Genomic DNA, 18,433 nt, shown 5'->3' with positions numbered 1-18,433 from the left:
CGTCGGCTCAATTGCGATCGAGAACCGGCCAGCCGGCTTTCAGCGCATGGGCACGCAACCGCTGGTCCGGCGCAACCACCACCGGATCAGACACCGCCTCCAGCAACGGCAGATCGCTCGTCGAATCGGAATAGAACCACGACTGCTCCAGCGCATCGAGCCGCGTGCCGCGCAGCGCAAGCCATTCGTTCACATGCGCAAGCTTGTGAACACCGAAGCACGGGTCGCCATCGATGCCGCCGTCGAGCGTGTCGTCGATCACGAGTGAGCGCGTGGCCAGCACGTCGGCAACGCCGAACACACGGCCGAAGGGTTCGGCGATGAAGCGGGTGGTGGCGGTGACGATGGCGCAGAGGTGGCCGGCGTCCTGGTGCTTTCGCACCAGCGCACGCATCTGGCCGGGCACCCGCGGTTCTATCTCGGCTTCGAACTCGGCCGCCCATTTTCGCAGCGTCGCCATGCCGAAGCTTGCCAGCGGCGCAACGCTCACGCGGTGCAGCTCGCGGATGTCGAGCGTGCCGTCCACATACTGCTGGCAATAGCCGAGGTAGACCGTTTCGGCATCCGCCGGCAGCACGCCGCGCGCCACAAGGAGGCGCGTCCACGCCATGCCGCTGTCGAACGGAATGAGCGTGTGGTCGAGGTCGAAGAGTGCCAGTTTCATTGCATGCAAACCGGCCGCCAGCCGCTGCTGCGTCAGGCGGCCGACGCCTCGTGCGGCTGGAGCTGCGCTTGCATGAGCAGCTGCGCAGGCAGCACGCCGCGCAAAGCGTTGCACACCACGAGCTTCTGCGCCGTTTGCAGGTCTTGCAAATACAGGCTGCGTTCCGCGGCCTCCCAGATGGAATCTTCGATGAGCACGCCGCGCATCACGCCGGGCAGCGCGCCGTCGGAGACGGGCGGCGTCCACCAGCGTCCGTCGATGCGCGCGAAGAGCGTGCTGCGCCCACCTTCGACGAGCCGGCCGTCTTCGGTGAAGAACAGGCTGTCGAAGGCGCCGGCGCGTTCGGCGGCGCGCACGCCGGCGTCGTAGTGCTGGCGCACGGTCGTCTTGAACGCGCCCAACGGGCTGGCATTGGGCAGGCGCTGGTCGGCCACGATGAGCTTTACCGCGCCGGGAGGCAGAGGCGGCAACGGCGAGTGCGTGATGCCGATGCGCCCGTCGTGCGCGAGCGCCAGGCGCAGGCGTGAAGGCTGGCTGGGCGAAAGCGCGGGAAGCGCATCGCGCAGCGCTTCCATTGCGGCATCGCGGCTGAACCTGAAGCCCAACGCGCGTGCGCTGCCCGCTAGCCGGCCCAGGTGCCGGTCGAGGTAGCGGATGCCGTCGCCCGGTGTAACCAGCATGGTTTCGAAAAGCTCGAAGCCGGGGTCGAGCGCAGTGAGAAAGCGCGCCTTGAGCAAGCACTCTTCGAACTCGTCCGCCGCGACGCTGTCTTGCACGATGCCCGCCCCGACACCCAGGCGCAGCGGACGCAAGCCTTCGGCCTCGTCGCCGAGCGTGAGTGTGCGAATGGCCACCGAGAGGCAGAAGTCGCCGATCGACGCGCCCTGCCCCGGCGCATCGATCCAGCCGATGGCGCCGCAGTAAAGGCCGCGTGGCGTGCTCTCGAGTTCCGCAATCCACTCCATGGTGCGGTGCTTGGGCGCGCCGGTGATGGAGCCGCAGGGAAACACCGCGCGCAGCAGCTCGGGCATGCCGACGTTCGCGCGCAGCCTTGCCTGCACCGTCGAGGTCATCTGGAACACCGTGGCGTAGGGTTCAACGGCAAAGAGCGTCGGCACCTTGACCGAACCGACCTGCGCCACGCGGCCGATGTCGTTGCGCAGCAGGTCGACGATCATCACGTTCTCGGCGCGGTTCTTGGTGTCAACCGAGAGCAGGCGTGCCATTTCGCTGTCGCCCTCGGGTGCGTCGGCGCGCGCGGCGGTGCCTTTCATGGGGCGCGCGGTAAGCACGCCCGCGTCGTGGCGCAAAAATAGCTCCGGCGAGCAAGAGAGCACGTGGGTCGCATCGCCCTCGCCGGCCTTGCCGGTGCCCTCAGGCAAGGCGATCAGCGCGCCATAGGCCACGGGCTGCCGCTCGCGCAGCCGCCGGTAGAGGGCCACGGGCGAGCCGTAGCTTCGGCCATGCAGCCGGTAGGTGAAGTTGACTTGGTAGGTCTCGCCCGCGGCAATGGCCTCGTGAATGCGAGCGATGGCCTCGGTGAAGGCGGCTTCGTCGATGCTGGGGTGCAGGTCCATCACGCCGGCGGGCTGCGGCTGGCCAGCTGCATGCGGTTCACCAGCCTCGTGCTGTTCGAGCTTTGCCAGCCAGGCACCCGCCTCGCCGGCCGAGAGCCGGGCGCATTCGCGGAACATGAGCACGCGCAATGCCGAAGCGTCGGCCGGAGAAAGCCGCGCCTGCCCCGCGTGAAGCAGTTTGGCGCCCCATTCGTAGTCGGCCAGCAGTACCGCGTGCAAGCCTTCGCGCAAGTCGGCATCGACCTGCGCCCACACCTCGTCGAGCCGGGCCGCGTCGGTGCACCGGTGTTCGCGGACGAACCCGGTGTGCAGCCGGCTGGTGGGCCGCTCGGCCGTGGAGCCGCAGTCGTCGAGAAGCGCGAAGGCGGGCAAGGTCAGCTCCAGTCGTCCATGTCGTGTTTGATGCGGTGGCGGTTGGCAATCAGCTCGTCCACCGACGGCTCGTTGCTCAGCGCGCGGCGGATGGCGAGCTTGGTGGCTTCGTAGTTGGTGCGGTACATGTCTTTCTTGTCGAGATTCTCGTCCTTGGCGCAGCGCGGATCGATCCACACCAGGCTGATGATGCACAGCGTGTTGGCCAGGTTCCTGGGAATGATGCCATCGATCAGGCAGTCGACCACCGCGTCGGCCGTTGCGCTTTGCACCACCCCGCCAAACAGGTCGATGTTGGCCGAATCCTTCAGCGTGACCTTGGGCACCATGATGGTCGCGGGCCGCACGAGCTGGTTGCAGGCACGAATCGCGAACATGGCGGTGTGGCCCTTGCTCTGGGCCATCATGCCCGCGAAGGCATGGCCCACCGGGCCGTCGGTCGCGCCGATCAGGATTTCGGGCATGGCGTCGGTGAACTGCCCTTCCCTCGCAAGAACGGTGGCTTCGCCGGCGTGAAAAATATAAGGATGCGTCATATCAAAGGAAGATTTGGCAGGAGGGTTTTTGAAGAAACGTGGGGAAGCGGGTCACAGGCACACGATGAGTTCGCCCTTGCCGTCGGCGGAAAGGTCGCCCAGGTGGCGTTCGATGCGGCGCATCGGCAAGTCGCTGAAAAGCCCGCCATGGCGTGCAAGATCGCGCGCCAGCAGCGACCAGAAGACCGGCGTCGCGGCGCGGTTCGGCACGAAGGTCGGCGCCGACCGGGTGCCTTCGGGCAAGGCTGCCCGCGCCTCCGCGAAAACAATGCTGCCGCGGCGCATGCCATAGCCGGCATGCGCGCCAACACTGCCGCCCACGGCAATCGTGCCGGCCACCATGCGTGAGCCCAGGAAGGCGCCCGCCCCGCCATGGACCAGCGCGGTGCCGCGGCGCATGCGGTCGCCAAAACGCTCGCCCGCGTTGCCATGAACGACGAAGGTGCCGCCGCGCATGCCGTCCATGCTGCCGGGCAAGGTGCTGGCGGCAAAGTCGCCGACGTCGCCCTTTACGTCGATGGTGCCGCCGGCCATTTCGCAGGCGGCCAACAGGCCGGCGCGGCCTTCGATGCGCAGCTCGCCGCCGCGCATGCAGCCGCCCGCATAGTGGCCGGCATGGCCTTCGATGCGGATGCGGCCGGTGTCCATCTGCCAGCCGATGCGGTCGACGCGCTCGAGGTTGCCTTCGAAGCGAAGCACGCCCTCTTCCTTGTCTGGCGCAATGCTGAACAATTCGGCCAGCGCAAGCATCTCGTTGCCATGGCCCACGGGCAGCTGTTCGACTTGCGCCGCCGAAAGTCCGGCCAGCGCTGACGGCGTGATGCCGCGCAGATCGACGCGCAATGCGGGCACTTGCCGCAGCCTGAGGTTCCATCCGCTCATGGCGCATCTCCCGCGCCGAGCAGCTTGTGCAGATGAAAGTGAAACGGGCCGAGCTTGCCGCCGTAGTTGCCCGCCGAAATACGCACCAGCCCGCCGGCCGGGCCAATGCCAATTGCCGCTTCCATGCCCACGCACATGGCGGCAGCCACATCGGCTTCGGTCAGGCCGTCGATCACGATCTCCATCACGCAACCGATCTGCGCTGCGTGCGTACCGCCATTGCTTGCCAGCTCGCTGTGAGGCACCAGCCCGACGAGGCTCGGACAGAACGCACCATTGGTCGATGCGTTCAGGTTTGCGTAGCGGCTCCCCACCTTCGAGCCCGACCGCACCACGCCACCCGGAAACGGCATGACCACATTGGGCAGCCGCTTCATCGCGGCCACGGCGGCCTCGGCGGCCGCCAGCGCGCCGTCGGTGTCGCGCGCGAGCAGCAGCAGGTTGCCGCCGCCCACGGCCTTGACCACGGGCGTGTCTTCCTGCGCCACGAATTCGCCGTCCATCACCGGCACGCGCCAGTAGCGCACGCCGTCGATCACCTTCGAGATCTGCCAGCCATCGCCGAAGAAGCGCAAGTTCTTGCCAAGCGCCGCAACGTCGCCGCCGGCCGTGCGCGGCAGGCCGGCAAACACCGCCGTGGTCGGGCAGGTCAACACGCATTGGCCGACACGGCGCTCCAACTGCTTGCCCAGCTCCTTGCCCGACATCGAAAAGATCAGCACGTTCACGCCCGGCCGGCCGTCGGGTGTTTCGTGCGGGCCCAGCTCGCGCTCGATACCCGCCTCGCAGCCGCACGCGATCACCGAGGTTGCAAAGCCCGTGGCCGATACCGCCGCATGGCGCGCCCACTCGAGCGTGTGCGCCGTGATGACGATGCGGGTCGCCTTCATCGGAAAGGCCTCGGCGAAGGTCTGGTCGATGACGACGCCGTTGCGCTGAACGGATGAAGGGCCCGTCATGCCGCGAACGCCTTCTTCATGACGAGGCCTCCTGGAAGCACTCCGCCGGCAGCAGCCGCCCGCCGTTGCAGCAGCGGCAAAGCTCATCGTGGCCGATGGCAATGTGGTCGAAGTTGACCGAGCCATGCGCGGCCAGGTGCCGGCGCAGCCGCTGCTCGATGCCGCGGTCGTACTCCGGCGCCACAAAGTGCGTTCCGCCCGTGGGCACCGCCGTCACTCGCCCGGCGCGCGAGACCAGCACGCCGTCCTTGAACACGTATTCGGGCGTGGCGAACATGGCCTCGCGGTTCTCGTTTTCGCGATACACCGCGATATCCGCCGCGGCGCCCACGCCAAGGTGGCCACGGTCGCGCAGGCCGAGCAGGCGCGCGGGGCCGGCGCGCGTCATGATGGCAATCTCGTAGAGCGACAGCTCGCGCGTGATCGAGCGCAGCGCGGCCTGCGCCGCCACCTCGGGGTGCAGCTTGGCCAGTTGCTCCTCGCGAAAGCTGCGGTCCATCAGCAGGCGGATCAGATGCGGGTAGCTGGTAAACGGCCCGCCGTTGGGATGGTCGGTGGTCAGCACCACTCGCCACGGATCGTCGACGAGCAAGAAAATTTCTAGCCCGATGACCCACTGCAGCGCGTTCACATAGCTCTGCTCGCGGTAGCGGAACGGCACCACGCCGCAGCCGGCTTCGCATTCGATATCGGCGCCGATCCATTTGCGCGGATCGGCCAGGCCCGATTGCGCATGCTGGCGCATGGTGTCGCCCGAAGCTGTGACGGTCTGGCCGAACATGATCTGGCCGACGTCGATGCTCACGTTCTTGTTGGCGTTCACCGCTTCAGAAAGCTGCAGCGCGGCGGAAGAAAACTTCTTCGGCCCCTCTGTACCGTAGGCATGGAACTGGATGTGCGTGAGGTGCCCGGGCAAGCCGTCCAGCGCGGCAATGGTGTCGAGCGTGGACTGGATGTTGCCCGCCACCCCCAGGTTGCTGCCGTGAATGTGCAGCGGATGCGGCACGCCAAGCTCGCGCAGCGCGCGCGCCAGCGTGTGCACCACCTGCCTGGGCGTGACCTGCCAGTGCACATGGTTCTCGTCGACATCGAGCTTGCGCTGGTTGAACTTGAAGGCCGAGATGCCGCCCGGGTTCACCACCTTCACGCCCATCGCCTTGCTGGCGTTAATGGTCCAGCCCGCGTAGTCGCGAATGCGCTCGAAGTCCCAGCCCTCGGCCAGCATGCGCAAGAAGAGCTCGTCGTTTCCGAGCATCACGTATGCGCCATGGTCGAGGATGGGCGTGTCGCCCATTTCCATGTGCGTGTGGCGTGCGTTGCAAGCCATCATGGCCGGCTCGAAGGCCGCCGTGTAGCCCATCTCCACATAGCGGTAGCCCGTGGCCAGGGTGCCGGGCGCGCAGCCGCCGCACGATGCAAGCTCGAGCAGGTTGTCCGGCAGCGCCAGGGGGTTGGCATTGGCGTGATGGTCTTCGGGCAGCAGCATGCGCGCAAGGTTGACCTTGCCGCCGCCGATGTGGGTGTGCATGTCGATGCCGCCGGCCATGACGATGCAGCCGCCGATGTCGATCTCTTCGGTGGCGGCCTCGTGCGGCGCCAGATCGACCATGCGGCCGTCGCGCACGTACAGGTCGCACACCTCGTCGCGGCCGTTCGTCGGGTCGATCACGCGGCCACCGCGCAGGCGCAGCGTCGTCATTGCGCCCGCTCCCGCTTCAGCGCTTTCACGGCTTGCGTCAGGCGCCTGACGACATCGTCCACGCTGGGCAGTCCGTCTTCGTACAACGGCCGCAGGGGCAAAAGCACCGAGCCATCGGTGCGAAACAGATGGCCGCTACAACCGATGCCGGGTGTCGAGACGGGAATGAACACCTGCTTGCGCGCACTCGCCCCCCCACCCTGCGGCCGCATGCCCGGGTGCCCGAGCACGATGCGCGGCATGTCGGCCTGGGGCGGTGCGGGCTCGGGGCCGTAGCTCGACACCCACAGCAGCGCGTCGACTGCGTCGTCGGCCAGCAGGCGGCCGGCATCGAAGCACAACGGCTCATGCTCCAGGCCGAGCGGCCCGGCACGCGAGCGCAGCGGCAGGCCCGAAAGCCAGGTGAACACCTGGTTGACTGTGGCGGCACCGTCGCCACCGCCCAGCGAAAGCGACGCAGCGCGCGTGCTCCGGTTGAGCGTGGCGACGATGCGCTGGATGGCTTCGACAATCAACGCGCCCTGTGCCGGCAGGCGGCCCGGCTCGTACACCAGCACCGAATAGCGCGCCGCCCGCAACCGCACGGACAGGGCAACCAGCTCGGCCGGTACGCGCGCGTCGTCTGGCCAGATGCGGCCCGCCACCAAAGCCGCGAGCAAGCCCACGGTATCGAACATGTCGCCTGCCATGGGCAGCATTTCGGTCTGCACGTCGTCGCGCTCGCCTATGCCGCATCGGCGGAAGAACTCCGGATATCGCGCCGTGGGGTCGCCCGTCATGCAGACGATCAGCTCGGCGCGCGTTCTTGCTTCCGCCAGCGTGGTGGTGAAGCCGCCGCGGTCTTGCAGCGCACGCAGGCCGTGCATCATGGCCTGGCCCTGCGCGGCATCGCAGATGGCGCCGGTTTCGCAGGCCAGCGCGTACAGCGCGCGGGCACCCGCCACATCGGTCCCAAGGCCGCCGAACAGGGGCTGATGGCTGGCTGCGAGCACGGAGGCAGCGGCAGCAATGGCCGTGTCGAAGTCGCAGTCGCTGCCATCGACCTGTGGCTGCGACGCGACGGGGGCACCGTTGAACTCGGCCAGCGCAGCGCTGGCCCGCGGGCAGTCGCTGCCGACAAGCTTCAGCGGCGTGCCGGGCGGGCCGACATCGACGCCGAAGGTATCGCACAACAGGGGGCAGAACGGGCAGGTCCACGGAAGGTGGCCGGGCTGCGCGGCGGCGGGATCGAGTTCGCTCATGGGCTGGCGACCACGCAAGCCATGTGCCATTCACCGCCCGGGCGGGGCCTGCCTAGCGGCGTCTTGGCCGGACAGCTACAGGAAGGCCTTCATGACACACGCGTTTGAGACACAGTGTTGCGATTTTGGCGGTCAATGCGTGCCGGCAGAGGCCATCGGCAGTACTTGCAAGCCCCCGCTGGGATGGCACGGTTCGTGTGTGCGGCGGGTTGATGGCATGCCTCACCCACCCTCGTTGCGCCGGACCCGCCGGATCAGCGGTGCACCCGCGGCAACTGAAGGTCGTGCAATGCGCTGGCGACCAGCCAGGCGTCGGCACCGGCGGCACTGGCAAGCGCCAGGTCCTGGGGGCTGCGGATTCCACCGGCGCCGATGACCATGGCCCCCGGCGCCAGCCGCCGCACCTCTTGCAAGGTTTCCAGGTCGGGCCCGGCGCCGGAGCCGACACGCTCGAGCGTCATCACGATCAGCCGCCGCGGCCACAGGTCCACCGCGTCCCAGCAGCCGGCCTGGTCGAGCCGCCGGCCGTCGCGGCGGTCGAGCGAGAGCGCGGCGCCGGGCACGCCCGCTTCAGCATCGCCGTTCGCGTTTTCGAAACAGCGCTCAAGGGCTTCGCGCGAGCGCAGCGATTCGCTGCCGAAGACGAGCACGATGCGGGACGCGAAAGGCGCCAGCTGCTTGCGCACTGCCTCGCCAGCCGCGGCGTCCGCCAGGCCCACGTCGAGCCAGAGTTCGATATGGGGCAATGCCTCGAGCACATCGGTCAGCACGGCGATCTGCGCCGCGCCGCCTTGCAGCGCATCGAGGTCGGCCACGTACAGCTGCCGCGCCGCGCAGTGCTCGCACAGGATGCGCGCCACCGTCACCGGATCACTGCTGGCGCACAGCGCCGAAACGATCGGCCGGTACGACTTGCGATCGCCGCGCACCGCCCTCACCACCTGGCCCTGCAGCAAGTCGACGACGGGAATCAGGTTCAGTTCGGAAGTCATTGGGAAGTGATGGGGAACGTACCCGGAAAGTGGATGATGAAATGACGACACGCGTGTTTGTCTATGAGTATCTCAGCGGTGGCGGCTGGAGCGACTACAGCGACGATGCGGCCGCCGATGAGCTGCTGCCGCTGGGCCTCTCGATGCGAGACGCCATGGTGGCCGACTTGATGCGCGTCGCCGATTGTTCGGTCTCGGCCGCGGTCTGCGAACCGGGGAACACCCTGCCCGCCGGCGCGGCGCCGCTGCGGCCGCTTGCCAACGAATCGGCTTTCGACTTCGTGGCGCGCCAGAGCGTGCTGCACGATGTGGTGTGGCTGGTCGCGCCCGAGACGGACGGGCTGCTGGCCAGGTTCCAACGCACGGTTGGCAACGCGCGCTGGCTCGGCTGCAGCGCCGGTGCCATCGAGCTGACGGCGGGCAAGAAGGCCACGCTCGCGCACCTGGCGGCCCATGGCGTGCCAACGCCCCTGGCCTTTGCCGATGCGCCCGAGATAGAACGCTGGGTTGTCAAGCCCGACGACGGCGCCGGCGGCGTGGCCACCCATGTGCACACGCGCCACGCAAACGCGCTCGAAGACCAGGACCGGCGCACGCGGGCCGGCGCCACCTTGACGCTGGAGCCATGGATCGAAGGCGAAGCCCTGAGCCTCTCGCTGCTGTGCACGGAGCAGAATGCCGAAATGCTGAGCATCAACCGCCAGTGCATTTCGATCGACTCGCAGGGAAGCCTGTCGTTCGACGGTGTGAGCGTCGATGCGGTGGACCGGGGCGACCCGCGCCGTCAGCCGCTGGCCGAACTGGCCATGCAGGTGGCCCGCGCCATCCCGGGGCTGCGCGGGTTCGCGGGTATCGACCTGGTGTGGCATCCGCGGCACGGGCCGGTGGTGATCGAGGTGAACCCGCGCGTCACCTGTGCCTATGTCGGCCTCTCGGCCGCGCTGGGCCGCAATCTTGCAGCCGAACTGCTGGCGGACCGCGGGCGCGGCGAACTCGCCGAACGGGAACTTGCACGTGCCGACGCCTGAACGCATCACCATCGGGTGGGACATCGGCGGCGCGCATGTGAAGGCCTGCCTGCTGCAAGGCGGCGAGGTGGTCGACGTGGCGCAATGGGGTTGCCCGCTCTGGCAAGGCCTCGATCATCTGGCGCGCGCGCTGCAGGCTGCGCGAACGCGTTGGCCGGTTTTCGATACGGCACGCCACGCCGTGACCATGACGGGCGAAATGGTCGACCTGTTCCCCGACCGCGAAGCCGGCGTGCGGGGCATTGCGGCCGCGCTGGCGGCCGCGCTTCCCTCCCGGCCGGGCGCGTTGCATTTCTTTGCCGGAGACGCTGGCTGGTGCGCCCCCGCACAGGTCACGCGGCATTGGGAGCACATTGCATCGGCCAACTGGCTCGCCACCGCGCGGCATGCCGCGCTGGTGTTTCCGCAAGGCGTGCTGGTCGACATCGGCAGCACCACTACCGACCTGATCGCCTTCGGCAACGAGCGCGTGCTGGCCACCAGCCGCACCGACGCCGAACGCCTGGTGAGCGGAGAGCTTGCCTACCACGGCGTGGTGCGCACGCCCGTGTGTGCGCTCACGCAGCGCATCGAATGGCGCGGCCGGGCAAGCCACGTGATGAACGAGTTCTTCGCCACCACGGCCGACGTCTACCGGCTGTGCGGCGAGCTCGACCCGGCGCACGACCTGTACCCGAGCGCCGACAACGCGGCCAAGAGCCTGGCCGCGACGCGCCAGCGGCTTGCGCGCATGGTGGGCCTGGACGAGCGCGATGCCTCCGCGGAAGAATGGCTGGAGCTTGCGCGTGCCTGGCGCGCGGCGCAGGTCGAGGCCATCGGTTCGCAACTGCGCCGTGTGCTGGCGGTGCATGCGCTTTCGCGCGAAGCCGTGATCGTGAGCGCGGGCTGCGGTGCGTTCCTGGTACCGGATCTTGCAGCGGCGGTGGCAACAGCCGCGTCCGCCCCGCACCGCTTTGCTTCTTATGGCGGCGACGTCGCCAACGTGGCCCGCCATGCAACCCCAGGCACGACCGCCTGGGCGCAGGTGTGCGCACCCAGCGTCGCCGCGGCGGCGCTTTTCGAAAGGGAGCACGACTGATGTGGGTCGTCAAGATCGGCGGCAGCCTTTGCTCGGACCCGGTGCTGCCGCAGTGGCTCGATCTGCTCACGCAGATCGGCGGCGGCCGCGTGACGGTGGTCTGCGGCGGCGGCACCTTTGCGGACGAAGTGCGGCGCGTGCAGGCGCATTGGCAGTTCAACGACCTGGCCGCCCACAACATGGCGGTGCTGGCCATGGCGCAGACGGCGTATCAGCTGCATGCGCTCAACCCGGCGCTGCAGCTCGCAACACGCAAGACCGAGATTCCCGACCTGCTGCGGCGCGGAAAAACCGCGCTGTGGCTGCCGCTTGAACTGCGGCGCGACAAGCCTGATTCGCGCACCGGCTGGGAGGCCACCTCGGACACGATTGCGCTCGACCTGGCAAAGCATCTCAATGCCGAGCAACTGGTGCTGGTCAAGTCTTGCGCCATCGATCCGCAGATGACGCTGGGCGAGCTTGGCGATGCGGGTGTGGTGGACCAGCAGTTTGCCGACCGCTCCGGCGATGCGGCCTTTCCGATCACGCTGCTTCACAAGAACCAGCTGGAGACCATGCGGGCGCTGCTGCTGGGCGAAGCCACCTTCGTTCCGCGCTGAAGCTGCTGGCCGGATACGGCCACACGCCGGGCACTCAGGCGAGCGCGATCTCCACAGCCTCGCCGTGCAACGATGCGGCCAAGGCCACAAGCCGCTCCGGGCACAGCGCCGTCTTGCGATCGGCAACACAAACAGCACTGCGAAAGCCCGCGAAGTCGGGCGCCAGGGATTGCAGCAAGGGAACGTGCGCCATGCGCAGCGCGCCCGCCAGGCCGACGAGCCGGCCCGAAGCGCGCACACGGCCGACGAAGGCGCGCAGGTCCGCCGTCGGCACGGCATCGAACAGGCTGCCGGCCAGCTTGTCGGCAGTGTCGGCCATGAGCGCCGGAAACCCGAGCGTGCAGGCATGCGCGACCAGCGCCGCGTCGATGCCATGGTCTGCAACGAAGACCGGCACCACCGGCCAGTCGCAGGCGGAGAGCGCGTCGAGCACCGCGAAAGCCTCGGGCCCGCGCTCGATGCCGACCTTCACGTAGTCGACACCGCAAACACCGACCGCATCGACTTGCGTGAGGATCCTGTCGAGCGCATGCATGGGCAAGTCGCCGATCGTCGCACTCACCGGCAGGCCGATGCCGTGCGCGCGCAATGCACTCACGATGGCGCCGATGGTTGCCACGGGCAAGCCGCCCAGTGCGCCATCGCTCGGCTCCTTCAGGTCGATGAAGTCGGCCCCGCCGCGCGCGGCAATCAAGGCTTCATCCACGCTGCGCACGCTCACCAGCATGCGGGTCACGATGCGCGCTCCGGTGTGCCGTTGCGGTGCTGCGCGACGGCGGCGCGCAGCCACTCCCAGGCCTCATGCTCTTCGGGGCCGGCGGTCTTGTCGATGGCAATCTGCAGGTAGGTCATTTCGGTTTCCACTTTCTCGGGGGGCAGCATGTGCAGGCGGCTGACCAGCACGGCGCCTTCGATCACCGCGGCCTGTGCCCGGTTGAAGCCGACGAAGGGCGCATGGGTGGCCTCGTGCACCGCCACCATCCGCAGCACCGGCCGCTGCACGTCGTCGCGCTGCTCGGCCAGTTCAAGCTCTACGTGGCGCAGTGCCGCGGCAAGCCGTACGCCTTCAATGCGTTCGGCGGGCAGCGTGGGCCACAGCTTGCGGCCAGTGACGCAGCCCGCAAACACGCGGGTGTCGCACACGATGTTGAGCACCGCATGACCAGTGGCCACGATGTTGTCGTGCGTGGTCGAGGGCTTGAACGGCATCAGCAGGATGCCGTCTTCGCGGTAGCGGATGCCCATTGGCGCCACGTGCGGCTTGCCGCCGGGCGCAACGGTGGTGACCACGGCTTCGAAGATCTGGTCGTTCATGTGGGTGATGGCGCGGCGGCCGTGCTCACGGCGCCGGGCTCTTGCGCGTTGTTCTTCGATGTCTTCATGGTCGTGCCCGGCGCGCACCAGCGCGCAAGGTCTTCAGCAGGCCGCGGCGCGGCGCAGCCCCAGTCGAGCGGCTGGTCTTGCACATAGCGTTTGCCAAGCTGCCATGCGATCTCGGCGCGTGCGAGTTCCACGCCCATGTAGAAGGCATGGTCGGCATCGTCCTGCAGCTTGAGCTGCGGCCAGAGCTCGAAGGCGCCCTGCCCCAGCCGCAAACCGTCGCGGTTGTACACGTGCAGGCCCAGCGGCGAAATCTGCACGCGAAAGTTGGGGTCTCGCACCTGCGAGGCAATCTCGCCGATTTCTTCCGGCGTATCGGGGAACGGATGCTTGGCATGCACCGTCATCAGCGCATCGCTCATGCCCTTGGGCAGCGTGGCATTGCGGGCCGCCGCATGCATGATGCGGCGCGCCCAGTCGGCCTCGCTCACCGCGCGGCGCGCATGCTGGCTCACCTGCGTGGTCAGCACTGCCGCCACGTTCAGCTCGGCGGCAATGCCGAACAGCACCGCGTTGATGCCGCTGGTGTCGGCCTCGGTCAGCTCGGTGACGTTGCCCACGCCAAGCATGATCGGCGCATCGGGAAAACGCTCGCGCAGCCGGTGGTAGCGCACGATGGAGGCGGTCAGGCCGAAGGGTATGGGGTCGAGAATCGAATCGGCGAGGAATGCGCGGCCACGCTGCTGCATTTGCGCCACCGCTTCGTACAGCGATTCTTCGTCGGCCGGCACGCGCGGTATCAGCACCGGTGTTGCGGCCACCTCGTCGGCAATCCACAAGCTGTCGAGCGTCAGGCTCAGCAGGTAGTCGGCGCCGGCCTTGCCGCCGAGCAGCAGCTCTTGCGGGTCGCTCGAATCGACGCTCACCTGAAAGCCCGCGGCCTTGAGCGCCTGCACGCTTTCTGCCAGGTGGTCGAAGCGGGTCTCGGGCAGGCAGCCCATGTCGATGACGTTGGCCCCGTCGGCCGCAAGCTGGCGTGCTCGCTCGACGATCTGCGCCACGGTGAGCCGCGGTGCATCGACGATCTCGGCAAAGATCGCGACCTCGTACTCGTTCAGGTCGACGGCGCGCGCGCTGCGGTTGAAATGGCGCGGCAGATCTTTCAGCTCTTGCGGCCCGCGCTCCACCGGGACGCCGAAGTATTGGCTCAAGGCCTCGACATCGCCGCGGCAGCGGCCCGGCACCATGATGCGGTCGGCGCGGCGTGGCGCGGTGCCCTCGCCATCAGCCTCGGTAATCACCGGTGCCGCAACGCGGCGGCGGATCATGTCGGCCGTCATCAACGCGGCCACCTGCAACCCGATCTCCCGCACTTCCCATGTGAACGGTGCCGCCTCTATGCCGGCCAGCACCCGCGAGAGGCTGGCTTGGGCGAGACGCCCGGTCAGGAAGACGATGTGTTCCATGCGAGAGAGAGTTCCTTCATGCGTGCATCGAGCACGGCTTCGAGTTCGGCGGGCGACGAGACCACCTGGCAAAAATCGATGCCGCGCAGCCGCTCGACGTTGTCCAGTTCGATGCGCCTCGGACGCAGCGTGACCCAGTCATGCGGAGACTTGGTCACCACCACCGGTTCCGTATCGCATGCAAACACGATGCCAGGAATGCCGAGCTTGCCGGCCTGGGCAAACATGTTGGTCGGCAGCGAGTCGCTGATGCCGAATGCGCACTTGGCCACCGTGTTGCTGGTGGCCGGGGCCACCACCACGGTGTGATAGATGTCGTCGTAGAGCATGCCAACGGGCACGCCGCTGGCCGTCTTGTCGCGGAACACCCGAAAGCGCGACTTCAGCGCCTCGATGTGCAGCTTGTAGATGGGCAGCACTTCTTCTGCCGCGGCCGAAAGGAACAGGTCCACCGAAGGCAGCCGCCGCGCAATGGCCAATGATTCTTCGAGAAAGTGGCCGGAGCCCGTGACGCACCAGGCCAGCCGCGAGCGTGGCGGCGCTGCAGGCAACGGCGGCTCGCCGTCTTCCATTGCCAGGGCCGCGCCGCGCGGATCGATCTTGTCGGTACCCGATGAGCCTCCGTTCATCATGTCTGGCGAGCCTGCGGCTCAATCGGGTGGAGAGATCTCGATGTGAAGCTTGTGGAGTTTTCGGTACAAGGTGTTGCGGCTGACATCGAGCGCCTTGGCGACGTTGCTCACGTTCCAGCGGTGCTGCTCGAGCATCTGCAGCAGCACCTGCCGCTCGTTGGCCTGGATCGGATTGAGCTTGACGGCCGGCGGCGCATCGGCGGCCGCGGCTTCGCCTTGGGCGTCGGCCGCTTCGGCAGTCGCGGCAGGCAACGCGTAGGCCGGTGCGGGCGAAGGTGCAGCCCTTGCAACAAGCGAAGGCAGGTGCTCCCGCGTGATGGTCTTGCCGTCTGCGAGCGCGGCTGCACTGCGCAGCACGTGACGCAACTGGCGCAGGTTGCCGGGCCATGGATAGGCCATGAGCATGCGCTCGGCATCTTCGCCAAGCCTGCAGTCGCTGCCGCCCTCGTCCTTCAGCACGTCGTGGATCAGCTCGCGCTTGTCGGTGCGGTCGCGCAGCGCGGGCAGGTCGAGCTCGATGCCGGCCAGGCGGTAGTAAAGGTCTTCGCGGAAGCGGCCTTCCCGCACCAGGCTTGGCAGGTGCTGGTGGCTCGCGCTCACGAGCTGGAAGTCGACCGGGTGCGTTTCTTCGGTGCCCAGCGGCGTGACCTGCCGCTCGTCGAGCACGCGCAGCAGGCGGGCCTGCAGCTCCAGCGGCATGTCGGCAATTTCGTCGAGGAACAGCGTGCCGCCATCGGCCTGCAGGATCTTGCCGCGCCGGCCGCTGCGCTGCGCACCGGTGAAGGCGCCGGCCTTGTAGCCGAAGAGCTCCGATTCAATGAGCGTCTCTGGCAGGCTTGCGCAGTTGACCGCGACAAACGCGCCTTCGGCATGCGGACTGGTTTCGTGGATGGCGCGCGCGAACACCTCTTTGCCCGAACCTGTTTCGCCGCACAGCAGCACGGGGGTTCGGCGCGCCACCACGCGGCGCGCGGTGTCCAGGTGCGCCACGAGCCGCGCATCCTTGAATGTGCGGATGCCGGGCGCACGCGTTGCGGCGGGCCGCAGCGGCGCCCGAAAGGCGTCGGCACCCGCCTCCGCCGCCATGGGCGCCGTGATGGCACCCGCGGCACGCGCACGCGCCGGCGTGGCCGCATCGGAAGCGGGACGACGCGCCACCGCAAAGAAGCGCAGCGCGGCGTTGGCCCGGTACGCCACCACCGGATGGAACGAAGAAGAAAGACTGCGCTGCACGATGTCTTCGAGCGACGTCTGGAACAGGTCGTCGATACGCTGCGTGCGGATCTCGTCCATCGTTTGCACGCCAAGCTGGAACAAGGCGCTGCGGTTGGCCGCAAGAATGCGCCCGTCGTCACCGACGGCAAGCTTGCCTTCGTGCAGTGTGTAGACAAACTCCGGCCGGCTGTGAAAGTGCAGCGGGTGCGCGTTCGAGAAGCGCTTGTCGATGAGGCGGTTCTCGATCATGCGCGCCGTCATGCCAAGCAGCACGAGCACGTGCTGCTGCATGAGGCTCGAGCGGCTGGTCACGTCAAGCACCGCGATGATCTCGCCGGACGGATCGAACACCGGCACCGCCGAACACGTGAGCTGCGTGAAGTGGCTGAAGAAATGCTCTTCGCGCCGCACGGAGATAGGGTGCGCGGCCGCAAGGCAAGTGCCCATGCCGTTGGTGCCGGCTTCAGCCTCGCCCCACATGCCGCCTGCGCGCAGGCCCATGGGTTCGGCTTCGGCGGCAAACTCCGGCGACGACACCATGTGCACGATGACGCCGTCGGTATCGGTCAGCACCACGGCGGATTCCGCATCTGCCAACTGCTGGTAGAGCGTGGTCATCTCGTAGCGTGCGCATTCGATGACGTCGGCATGCTGGTTGCGCCGGCTCTGCAAGGCCGAAGACGCAATGACCACCGGTTCGCGCGGACGGCCCGGATCGAGCTGGTACTGGTTGAGGCAACGGCTCCAGGAGCGGGTGACCAGGTCGTTGCCCTCTTCGTGAAAGCCCCGCCTCACCACGTCGAGCACCCGGTCGGCGTGCCGGTCGCCTTGTCGCAGCGTCAATGTCATTGGATGTCTCCAGCGCGTTCCATCGTGTCTCCTTGGTCGGTCCATTGTTGTACTTGCCGACACGCTGCACACCCGGTGAAACACCAAGCAGTGAAAAGCGCCGCAGTGGATCCGCTCTCTCTGGCCTGCATTTTGCGTTGATGAATCCTGCCTGGGGGCATCGGCTCGCCGGCAGACACACTTTCAAACACATTCGAATCCACTGGAGACATCGCTTGAACACCAGCCAGAGCCCTTCCGTCGGCCACTTTGCTTCGAATGTTCCTCATGGCTCCAGTGCGCCCGCGGGTGCAACGCCCATGGACCTGATCTTCATCGAGGGCTTTCAAGGCAACACGGTCATCGGCATTCACGAGTCGGAACTTCACCACGCGCAGCCGCTGGTGATCGACGTGCACGCCGGCCTGCCCCGCGCACGCGCCTGCGACACTGACCGCATCGGCGACACCATCGACTACGGCGTGGTCCGCGAGCGGCTGCTCCGCCTCATGGCGGAACACCGGCTGCAGCTGCTGGAGGCTTTTGCAGAGGCCATCGCCGACATCCTGATCGACGAGTTCAACGCCAGCTGGGTGCGCGTCAAGGTCGTGAAGCCGCGCAAGTTCGACGATGTGCAGGCGGTAGGTGTGCAGATCGAGCGCCACGCCGCAACGCATCGCGCTTCGAAGCCGGCCCACAGCGCAACCGTGCTGAAGTTTCTCGCCAGCGGCATGGTGCCTGCGAAACACTGAACGAAATACCGAGCAAGAAAAAGAAGCCGACCGGTTCACGCGTCGGCTTCTTCCTTTCAGGTTTTCATCAGAGGTGCGCAGCGAACGGGTGTGCCGTGGTGCCCTTCTTGTCGACCACCTCAGCCGCGGTCGGCGAGCCAGCCACTGCGCGTTGAATGGCTTCGCGCGTAGCCTGATAGTTGTAGTCCTGGATCTTCTTGTCGTCGTCGGCAAGCCAGTGGATGAACACGCCCACGCAGATGAACAGGTTGTCGGCCTCGGCCATGGGAATGGTGCCGTCTTCTACGCTGTCGGCCACTGCCAGTGCAACGGCGCGCTGCGCCGGCCCGAACATCTGCACCGCCTGTTTGGCGCCCTTGATGGTCACTTTGTTGAACATCACGGTGGCCGGCTTGGTCAGCAGGTTGGGCGCCACCACTGCGAGCAGCGAAGTGAAGCCGTCCTTGTTGTTCGTCAACGCGTTGGCGAAGGCGGTCTCGGCGGCGCTTCCGCGCGGTCCGATGATCAGGTCGATATGGGCTACTTCGTTGCCGTCGCCGACGAGCGATTCGCCCACCATCAGTCGATCTATTTTTGCCATGGTTTCGGGTCTC

18 protein-coding genes are annotated in these 18,433 nt (G+C 67.4%); 4 read left to right on the top strand and 14 right to left on the bottom strand.

What is annotated here, in order from left to right; translation table 11 throughout:
* Nucleotides 1-7: 7 nt before the first annotated feature.
* The 8 genes from V9K97_RS00320 to V9K97_RS00285 form a co-directional block, all read right to left on the bottom strand.
* A complete protein-coding gene (locus V9K97_RS00320; protein WP_337315777.1) occupies nucleotides 8-664 on the bottom strand; it encodes an HAD family hydrolase in 657 nt (218 codons plus the stop codon).
* A gap of 32 nt (nucleotides 665-696) precedes the next feature.
* Entirely contained in the window at nucleotides 697-2,613 is a 1,917-nt protein-coding gene (gene pabB, locus V9K97_RS00315) for an aminodeoxychorismate synthase component I (protein WP_337315776.1), read from the bottom strand.
* Nucleotides 2,614-2,615: 2 nt separating this feature from the next.
* Nucleotides 2,616-3,149 (bottom strand): formaldehyde-activating enzyme, encoded by a 534-nt coding sequence (gene fae / locus V9K97_RS00310; protein WP_258505733.1) that lies wholly within the window; start codon nucleotides 3,147-3,149, stop codon nucleotides 2,616-2,618.
* 51 nt (nucleotides 3,150-3,200) lie between these two features.
* On the bottom strand, nucleotides 3,201-4,031 hold the full coding sequence (locus V9K97_RS00305) for a formylmethanofuran dehydrogenase subunit C (RefSeq protein WP_337315775.1): 831 nt from the start codon (nucleotides 4,029-4,031) through the stop codon (nucleotides 3,201-3,203).
* Nucleotides 4,028-4,990, bottom strand: a complete 963-nt coding sequence (gene fhcD, locus V9K97_RS00300) for a formylmethanofuran--tetrahydromethanopterin N-formyltransferase (protein ID WP_337315774.1) — start codon at nucleotides 4,988-4,990, stop codon at nucleotides 4,028-4,030. The genes V9K97_RS00305 and fhcD overlap by 4 nt, the downstream gene beginning before the upstream one ends.
* Nucleotides 4,991-5,006: 16 nt before the next feature.
* Nucleotides 5,007-6,689, bottom strand: a complete 1,683-nt coding sequence (locus V9K97_RS00295) for a formylmethanofuran dehydrogenase subunit A (RefSeq protein WP_337315773.1) — start codon at nucleotides 6,687-6,689, stop codon at nucleotides 5,007-5,009.
* Nucleotides 6,686-7,930, bottom strand: coding sequence for a formylmethanofuran dehydrogenase (locus V9K97_RS00290; protein ID WP_337315772.1), 1,245 nt, complete (start codon nucleotides 7,928-7,930; stop codon nucleotides 6,686-6,688). Before V9K97_RS00290 ends, V9K97_RS00295 begins: the two co-directional genes overlap by 4 nt.
* A gap of 254 nt (nucleotides 7,931-8,184) precedes the next feature.
* Nucleotides 8,185-8,922, bottom strand: a complete 738-nt coding sequence (locus V9K97_RS00285) for a HisA/HisF-related TIM barrel protein (RefSeq protein ID WP_337315771.1) — start codon at nucleotides 8,920-8,922, stop codon at nucleotides 8,185-8,187.
* Nucleotides 8,923-8,963: 41 nt separating this feature from the next.
* Between V9K97_RS00285 and V9K97_RS00280 the strand changes: the two genes are divergently transcribed.
* Genes V9K97_RS00280 through V9K97_RS00270 form a run of 3 tightly spaced genes read left to right on the top strand, consistent with a single transcriptional unit; the run spans nucleotide 8,964 to nucleotide 11,627 of the window.
* On the top strand, nucleotides 8,964-9,950 hold the full coding sequence (locus V9K97_RS00280; protein ID WP_337315770.1) for an ATP-grasp domain-containing protein: 987 nt from the start codon (nucleotides 8,964-8,966) through the stop codon (nucleotides 9,948-9,950).
* The gene (locus V9K97_RS00275; RefSeq protein WP_337315769.1) at nucleotides 9,937-11,028 is read left to right on the top strand and encodes a hydantoinase/oxoprolinase family protein; all 1,092 of its coding nucleotides are present in this window, start codon (nucleotides 9,937-9,939) and stop codon (nucleotides 11,026-11,028) included. Before V9K97_RS00280 ends, V9K97_RS00275 begins: the two co-directional genes overlap by 14 nt.
* Nucleotides 11,028-11,627, top strand: coding sequence for an amino acid kinase family protein (locus V9K97_RS00270; protein WP_258505724.1), 600 nt, complete (start codon nucleotides 11,028-11,030; stop codon nucleotides 11,625-11,627). The genes V9K97_RS00275 and V9K97_RS00270 overlap by 1 nt, the downstream gene beginning before the upstream one ends.
* Before the next feature lie 34 nt (nucleotides 11,628-11,661).
* Here V9K97_RS00270 and V9K97_RS00265 read toward each other — a convergent pair whose 3' ends face one another.
* The 5 genes from V9K97_RS00265 to V9K97_RS00245 all read right to left on the bottom strand — a co-directional run bounded on the left by V9K97_RS00265 (nucleotide 11,662) and on the right by V9K97_RS00245 (nucleotide 17,109).
* The gene (locus tag V9K97_RS00265) at nucleotides 11,662-12,354 is read right to left on the bottom strand and encodes a (5-formylfuran-3-yl)methyl phosphate synthase (RefSeq protein ID WP_337316021.1); all 693 of its coding nucleotides are present in this window, start codon (nucleotides 12,352-12,354) and stop codon (nucleotides 11,662-11,664) included.
* 5 nt (nucleotides 12,355-12,359) lie between these two features.
* Nucleotides 12,360-12,941 carry a DUF447 domain-containing protein gene (locus V9K97_RS00260; protein ID WP_337315768.1) on the bottom strand — a complete coding sequence of 194 codons (582 nt, stop codon included), beginning with the start codon at nucleotides 12,939-12,941 and terminating at the stop codon, nucleotides 12,360-12,362.
* Nucleotides 12,938-14,413: a DUF6513 domain-containing protein gene (locus tag V9K97_RS00255; protein ID WP_337315767.1), complete on the bottom strand. Its 1,476-nt coding sequence runs from the start codon at nucleotides 14,411-14,413 to the stop codon at nucleotides 12,938-12,940. The genes V9K97_RS00260 and V9K97_RS00255 overlap by 4 nt, the downstream gene beginning before the upstream one ends.
* Nucleotides 14,392-14,985 carry a flavoprotein gene (locus V9K97_RS00250; protein ID WP_337316020.1) on the bottom strand — a complete coding sequence of 198 codons (594 nt, stop codon included), beginning with the start codon at nucleotides 14,983-14,985 and terminating at the stop codon, nucleotides 14,392-14,394. Before V9K97_RS00250 ends, V9K97_RS00255 begins: the two co-directional genes overlap by 22 nt.
* Nucleotides 14,986-15,063: 78 nt before the next feature.
* Nucleotides 15,064-17,109 carry a sigma-54-dependent Fis family transcriptional regulator gene (locus V9K97_RS00245; protein ID WP_337315766.1) on the bottom strand — a complete coding sequence of 682 codons (2,046 nt, stop codon included), beginning with the start codon at nucleotides 17,107-17,109 and terminating at the stop codon, nucleotides 15,064-15,066.
* A gap of 299 nt (nucleotides 17,110-17,408) precedes the next feature.
* Here V9K97_RS00245 and V9K97_RS00240 point away from each other — a divergent pair, with 299 nt between their 5' ends.
* Nucleotides 17,409-17,840, top strand: coding sequence for a dihydroneopterin aldolase (locus V9K97_RS00240; protein ID WP_258508358.1), 432 nt, complete (start codon nucleotides 17,409-17,411; stop codon nucleotides 17,838-17,840).
* A 67-nt stretch (nucleotides 17,841-17,907) separates the two neighbouring features.
* Here V9K97_RS00240 and fae (V9K97_RS00235) read toward each other — a convergent pair whose 3' ends face one another.
* On the bottom strand, nucleotides 17,908-18,420 hold the full coding sequence (gene fae / locus V9K97_RS00235) for a formaldehyde-activating enzyme (RefSeq protein WP_012748178.1): 513 nt from the start codon (nucleotides 18,418-18,420) through the stop codon (nucleotides 17,908-17,910).
* Between the last annotated feature and the right edge of the window lie 13 nt (nucleotides 18,421-18,433).

Origin of the sequence: Variovorax sp. CCNWLW186, from assembly GCF_037203865.1 — a bacterium.
GTDB lineage: Bacteria > Pseudomonadota > Gammaproteobacteria > Burkholderiales > Burkholderiaceae_C > Variovorax.
The sequence above is the reverse complement of the archived record's forward strand: the minus strand, read 5'-3'. Positions and strand labels throughout refer to the sequence as shown.

Excerpts from the sequence above, each read along its gene's own strand:
- V9K97_RS00270 (WP_258505724.1), top strand. The coding sequence starts at position 11,028 with ATGTGGGTCGTCAAGATCGGCGGCAGCCTTTGCTCGGACCCGGTGCTG.
- fae (WP_258505733.1), bottom strand. The coding sequence starts at position 3,149 with ATGACGCATCCTTATATTTTTCACGCCGGCGAAGCCACCGTTCTTGCG.
- V9K97_RS00290 (WP_337315772.1), bottom strand. The coding sequence starts at position 7,930 with ATGAGCGAACTCGATCCCGCCGCCGCGCAGCCCGGCCACCTTCCGTGG.
- V9K97_RS00295 (WP_337315773.1), bottom strand. The coding sequence starts at position 6,689 with ATGACGACGCTGCGCCTGCGCGGTGGCCGCGTGATCGACCCGACGAAC.
- V9K97_RS00305 (WP_337315775.1), bottom strand. The coding sequence starts at position 4,031 with ATGAGCGGATGGAACCTCAGGCTGCGGCAAGTGCCCGCATTGCGCGTC.
- V9K97_RS00280 (WP_337315770.1), top strand. The coding sequence starts at position 8,964 with ATGACGACACGCGTGTTTGTCTATGAGTATCTCAGCGGTGGCGGCTGG.
- V9K97_RS00240 (WP_258508358.1), top strand. The coding sequence starts at position 17,409 with ATGGACCTGATCTTCATCGAGGGCTTTCAAGGCAACACGGTCATCGGC.
- V9K97_RS00250 (WP_337316020.1), bottom strand. The coding sequence starts at position 14,985 with ATGGAAGACGGCGAGCCGCCGTTGCCTGCAGCGCCGCCACGCTCGCGG.
- V9K97_RS00260 (WP_337315768.1), bottom strand. The coding sequence starts at position 12,941 with ATGAACGACCAGATCTTCGAAGCCGTGGTCACCACCGTTGCGCCCGGC.
- V9K97_RS00265 (WP_337316021.1), bottom strand. The coding sequence starts at position 12,354 with ATGCTGGTGAGCGTGCGCAGCGTGGATGAAGCCTTGATTGCCGCGCGC.
- fhcD (WP_337315774.1), bottom strand. The coding sequence starts at position 4,990 with ATGACGGGCCCTTCATCCGTTCAGCGCAACGGCGTCGTCATCGACCAG.
- V9K97_RS00245 (WP_337315766.1), bottom strand. The coding sequence starts at position 17,109 with ATGACATTGACGCTGCGACAAGGCGACCGGCACGCCGACCGGGTGCTC.
- V9K97_RS00285 (WP_337315771.1), bottom strand. The coding sequence starts at position 8,922 with ATGACTTCCGAACTGAACCTGATTCCCGTCGTCGACTTGCTGCAGGGC.
- fae (WP_012748178.1), bottom strand. The coding sequence starts at position 18,420 with ATGGCAAAAATAGATCGACTGATGGTGGGCGAATCGCTCGTCGGCGAC.
- V9K97_RS00320 (WP_337315777.1), bottom strand. The coding sequence starts at position 664 with ATGAAACTGGCACTCTTCGACCTCGACCACACGCTCATTCCGTTCGAC.
- V9K97_RS00255 (WP_337315767.1), bottom strand. The coding sequence starts at position 14,413 with ATGGAACACATCGTCTTCCTGACCGGGCGTCTCGCCCAAGCCAGCCTC.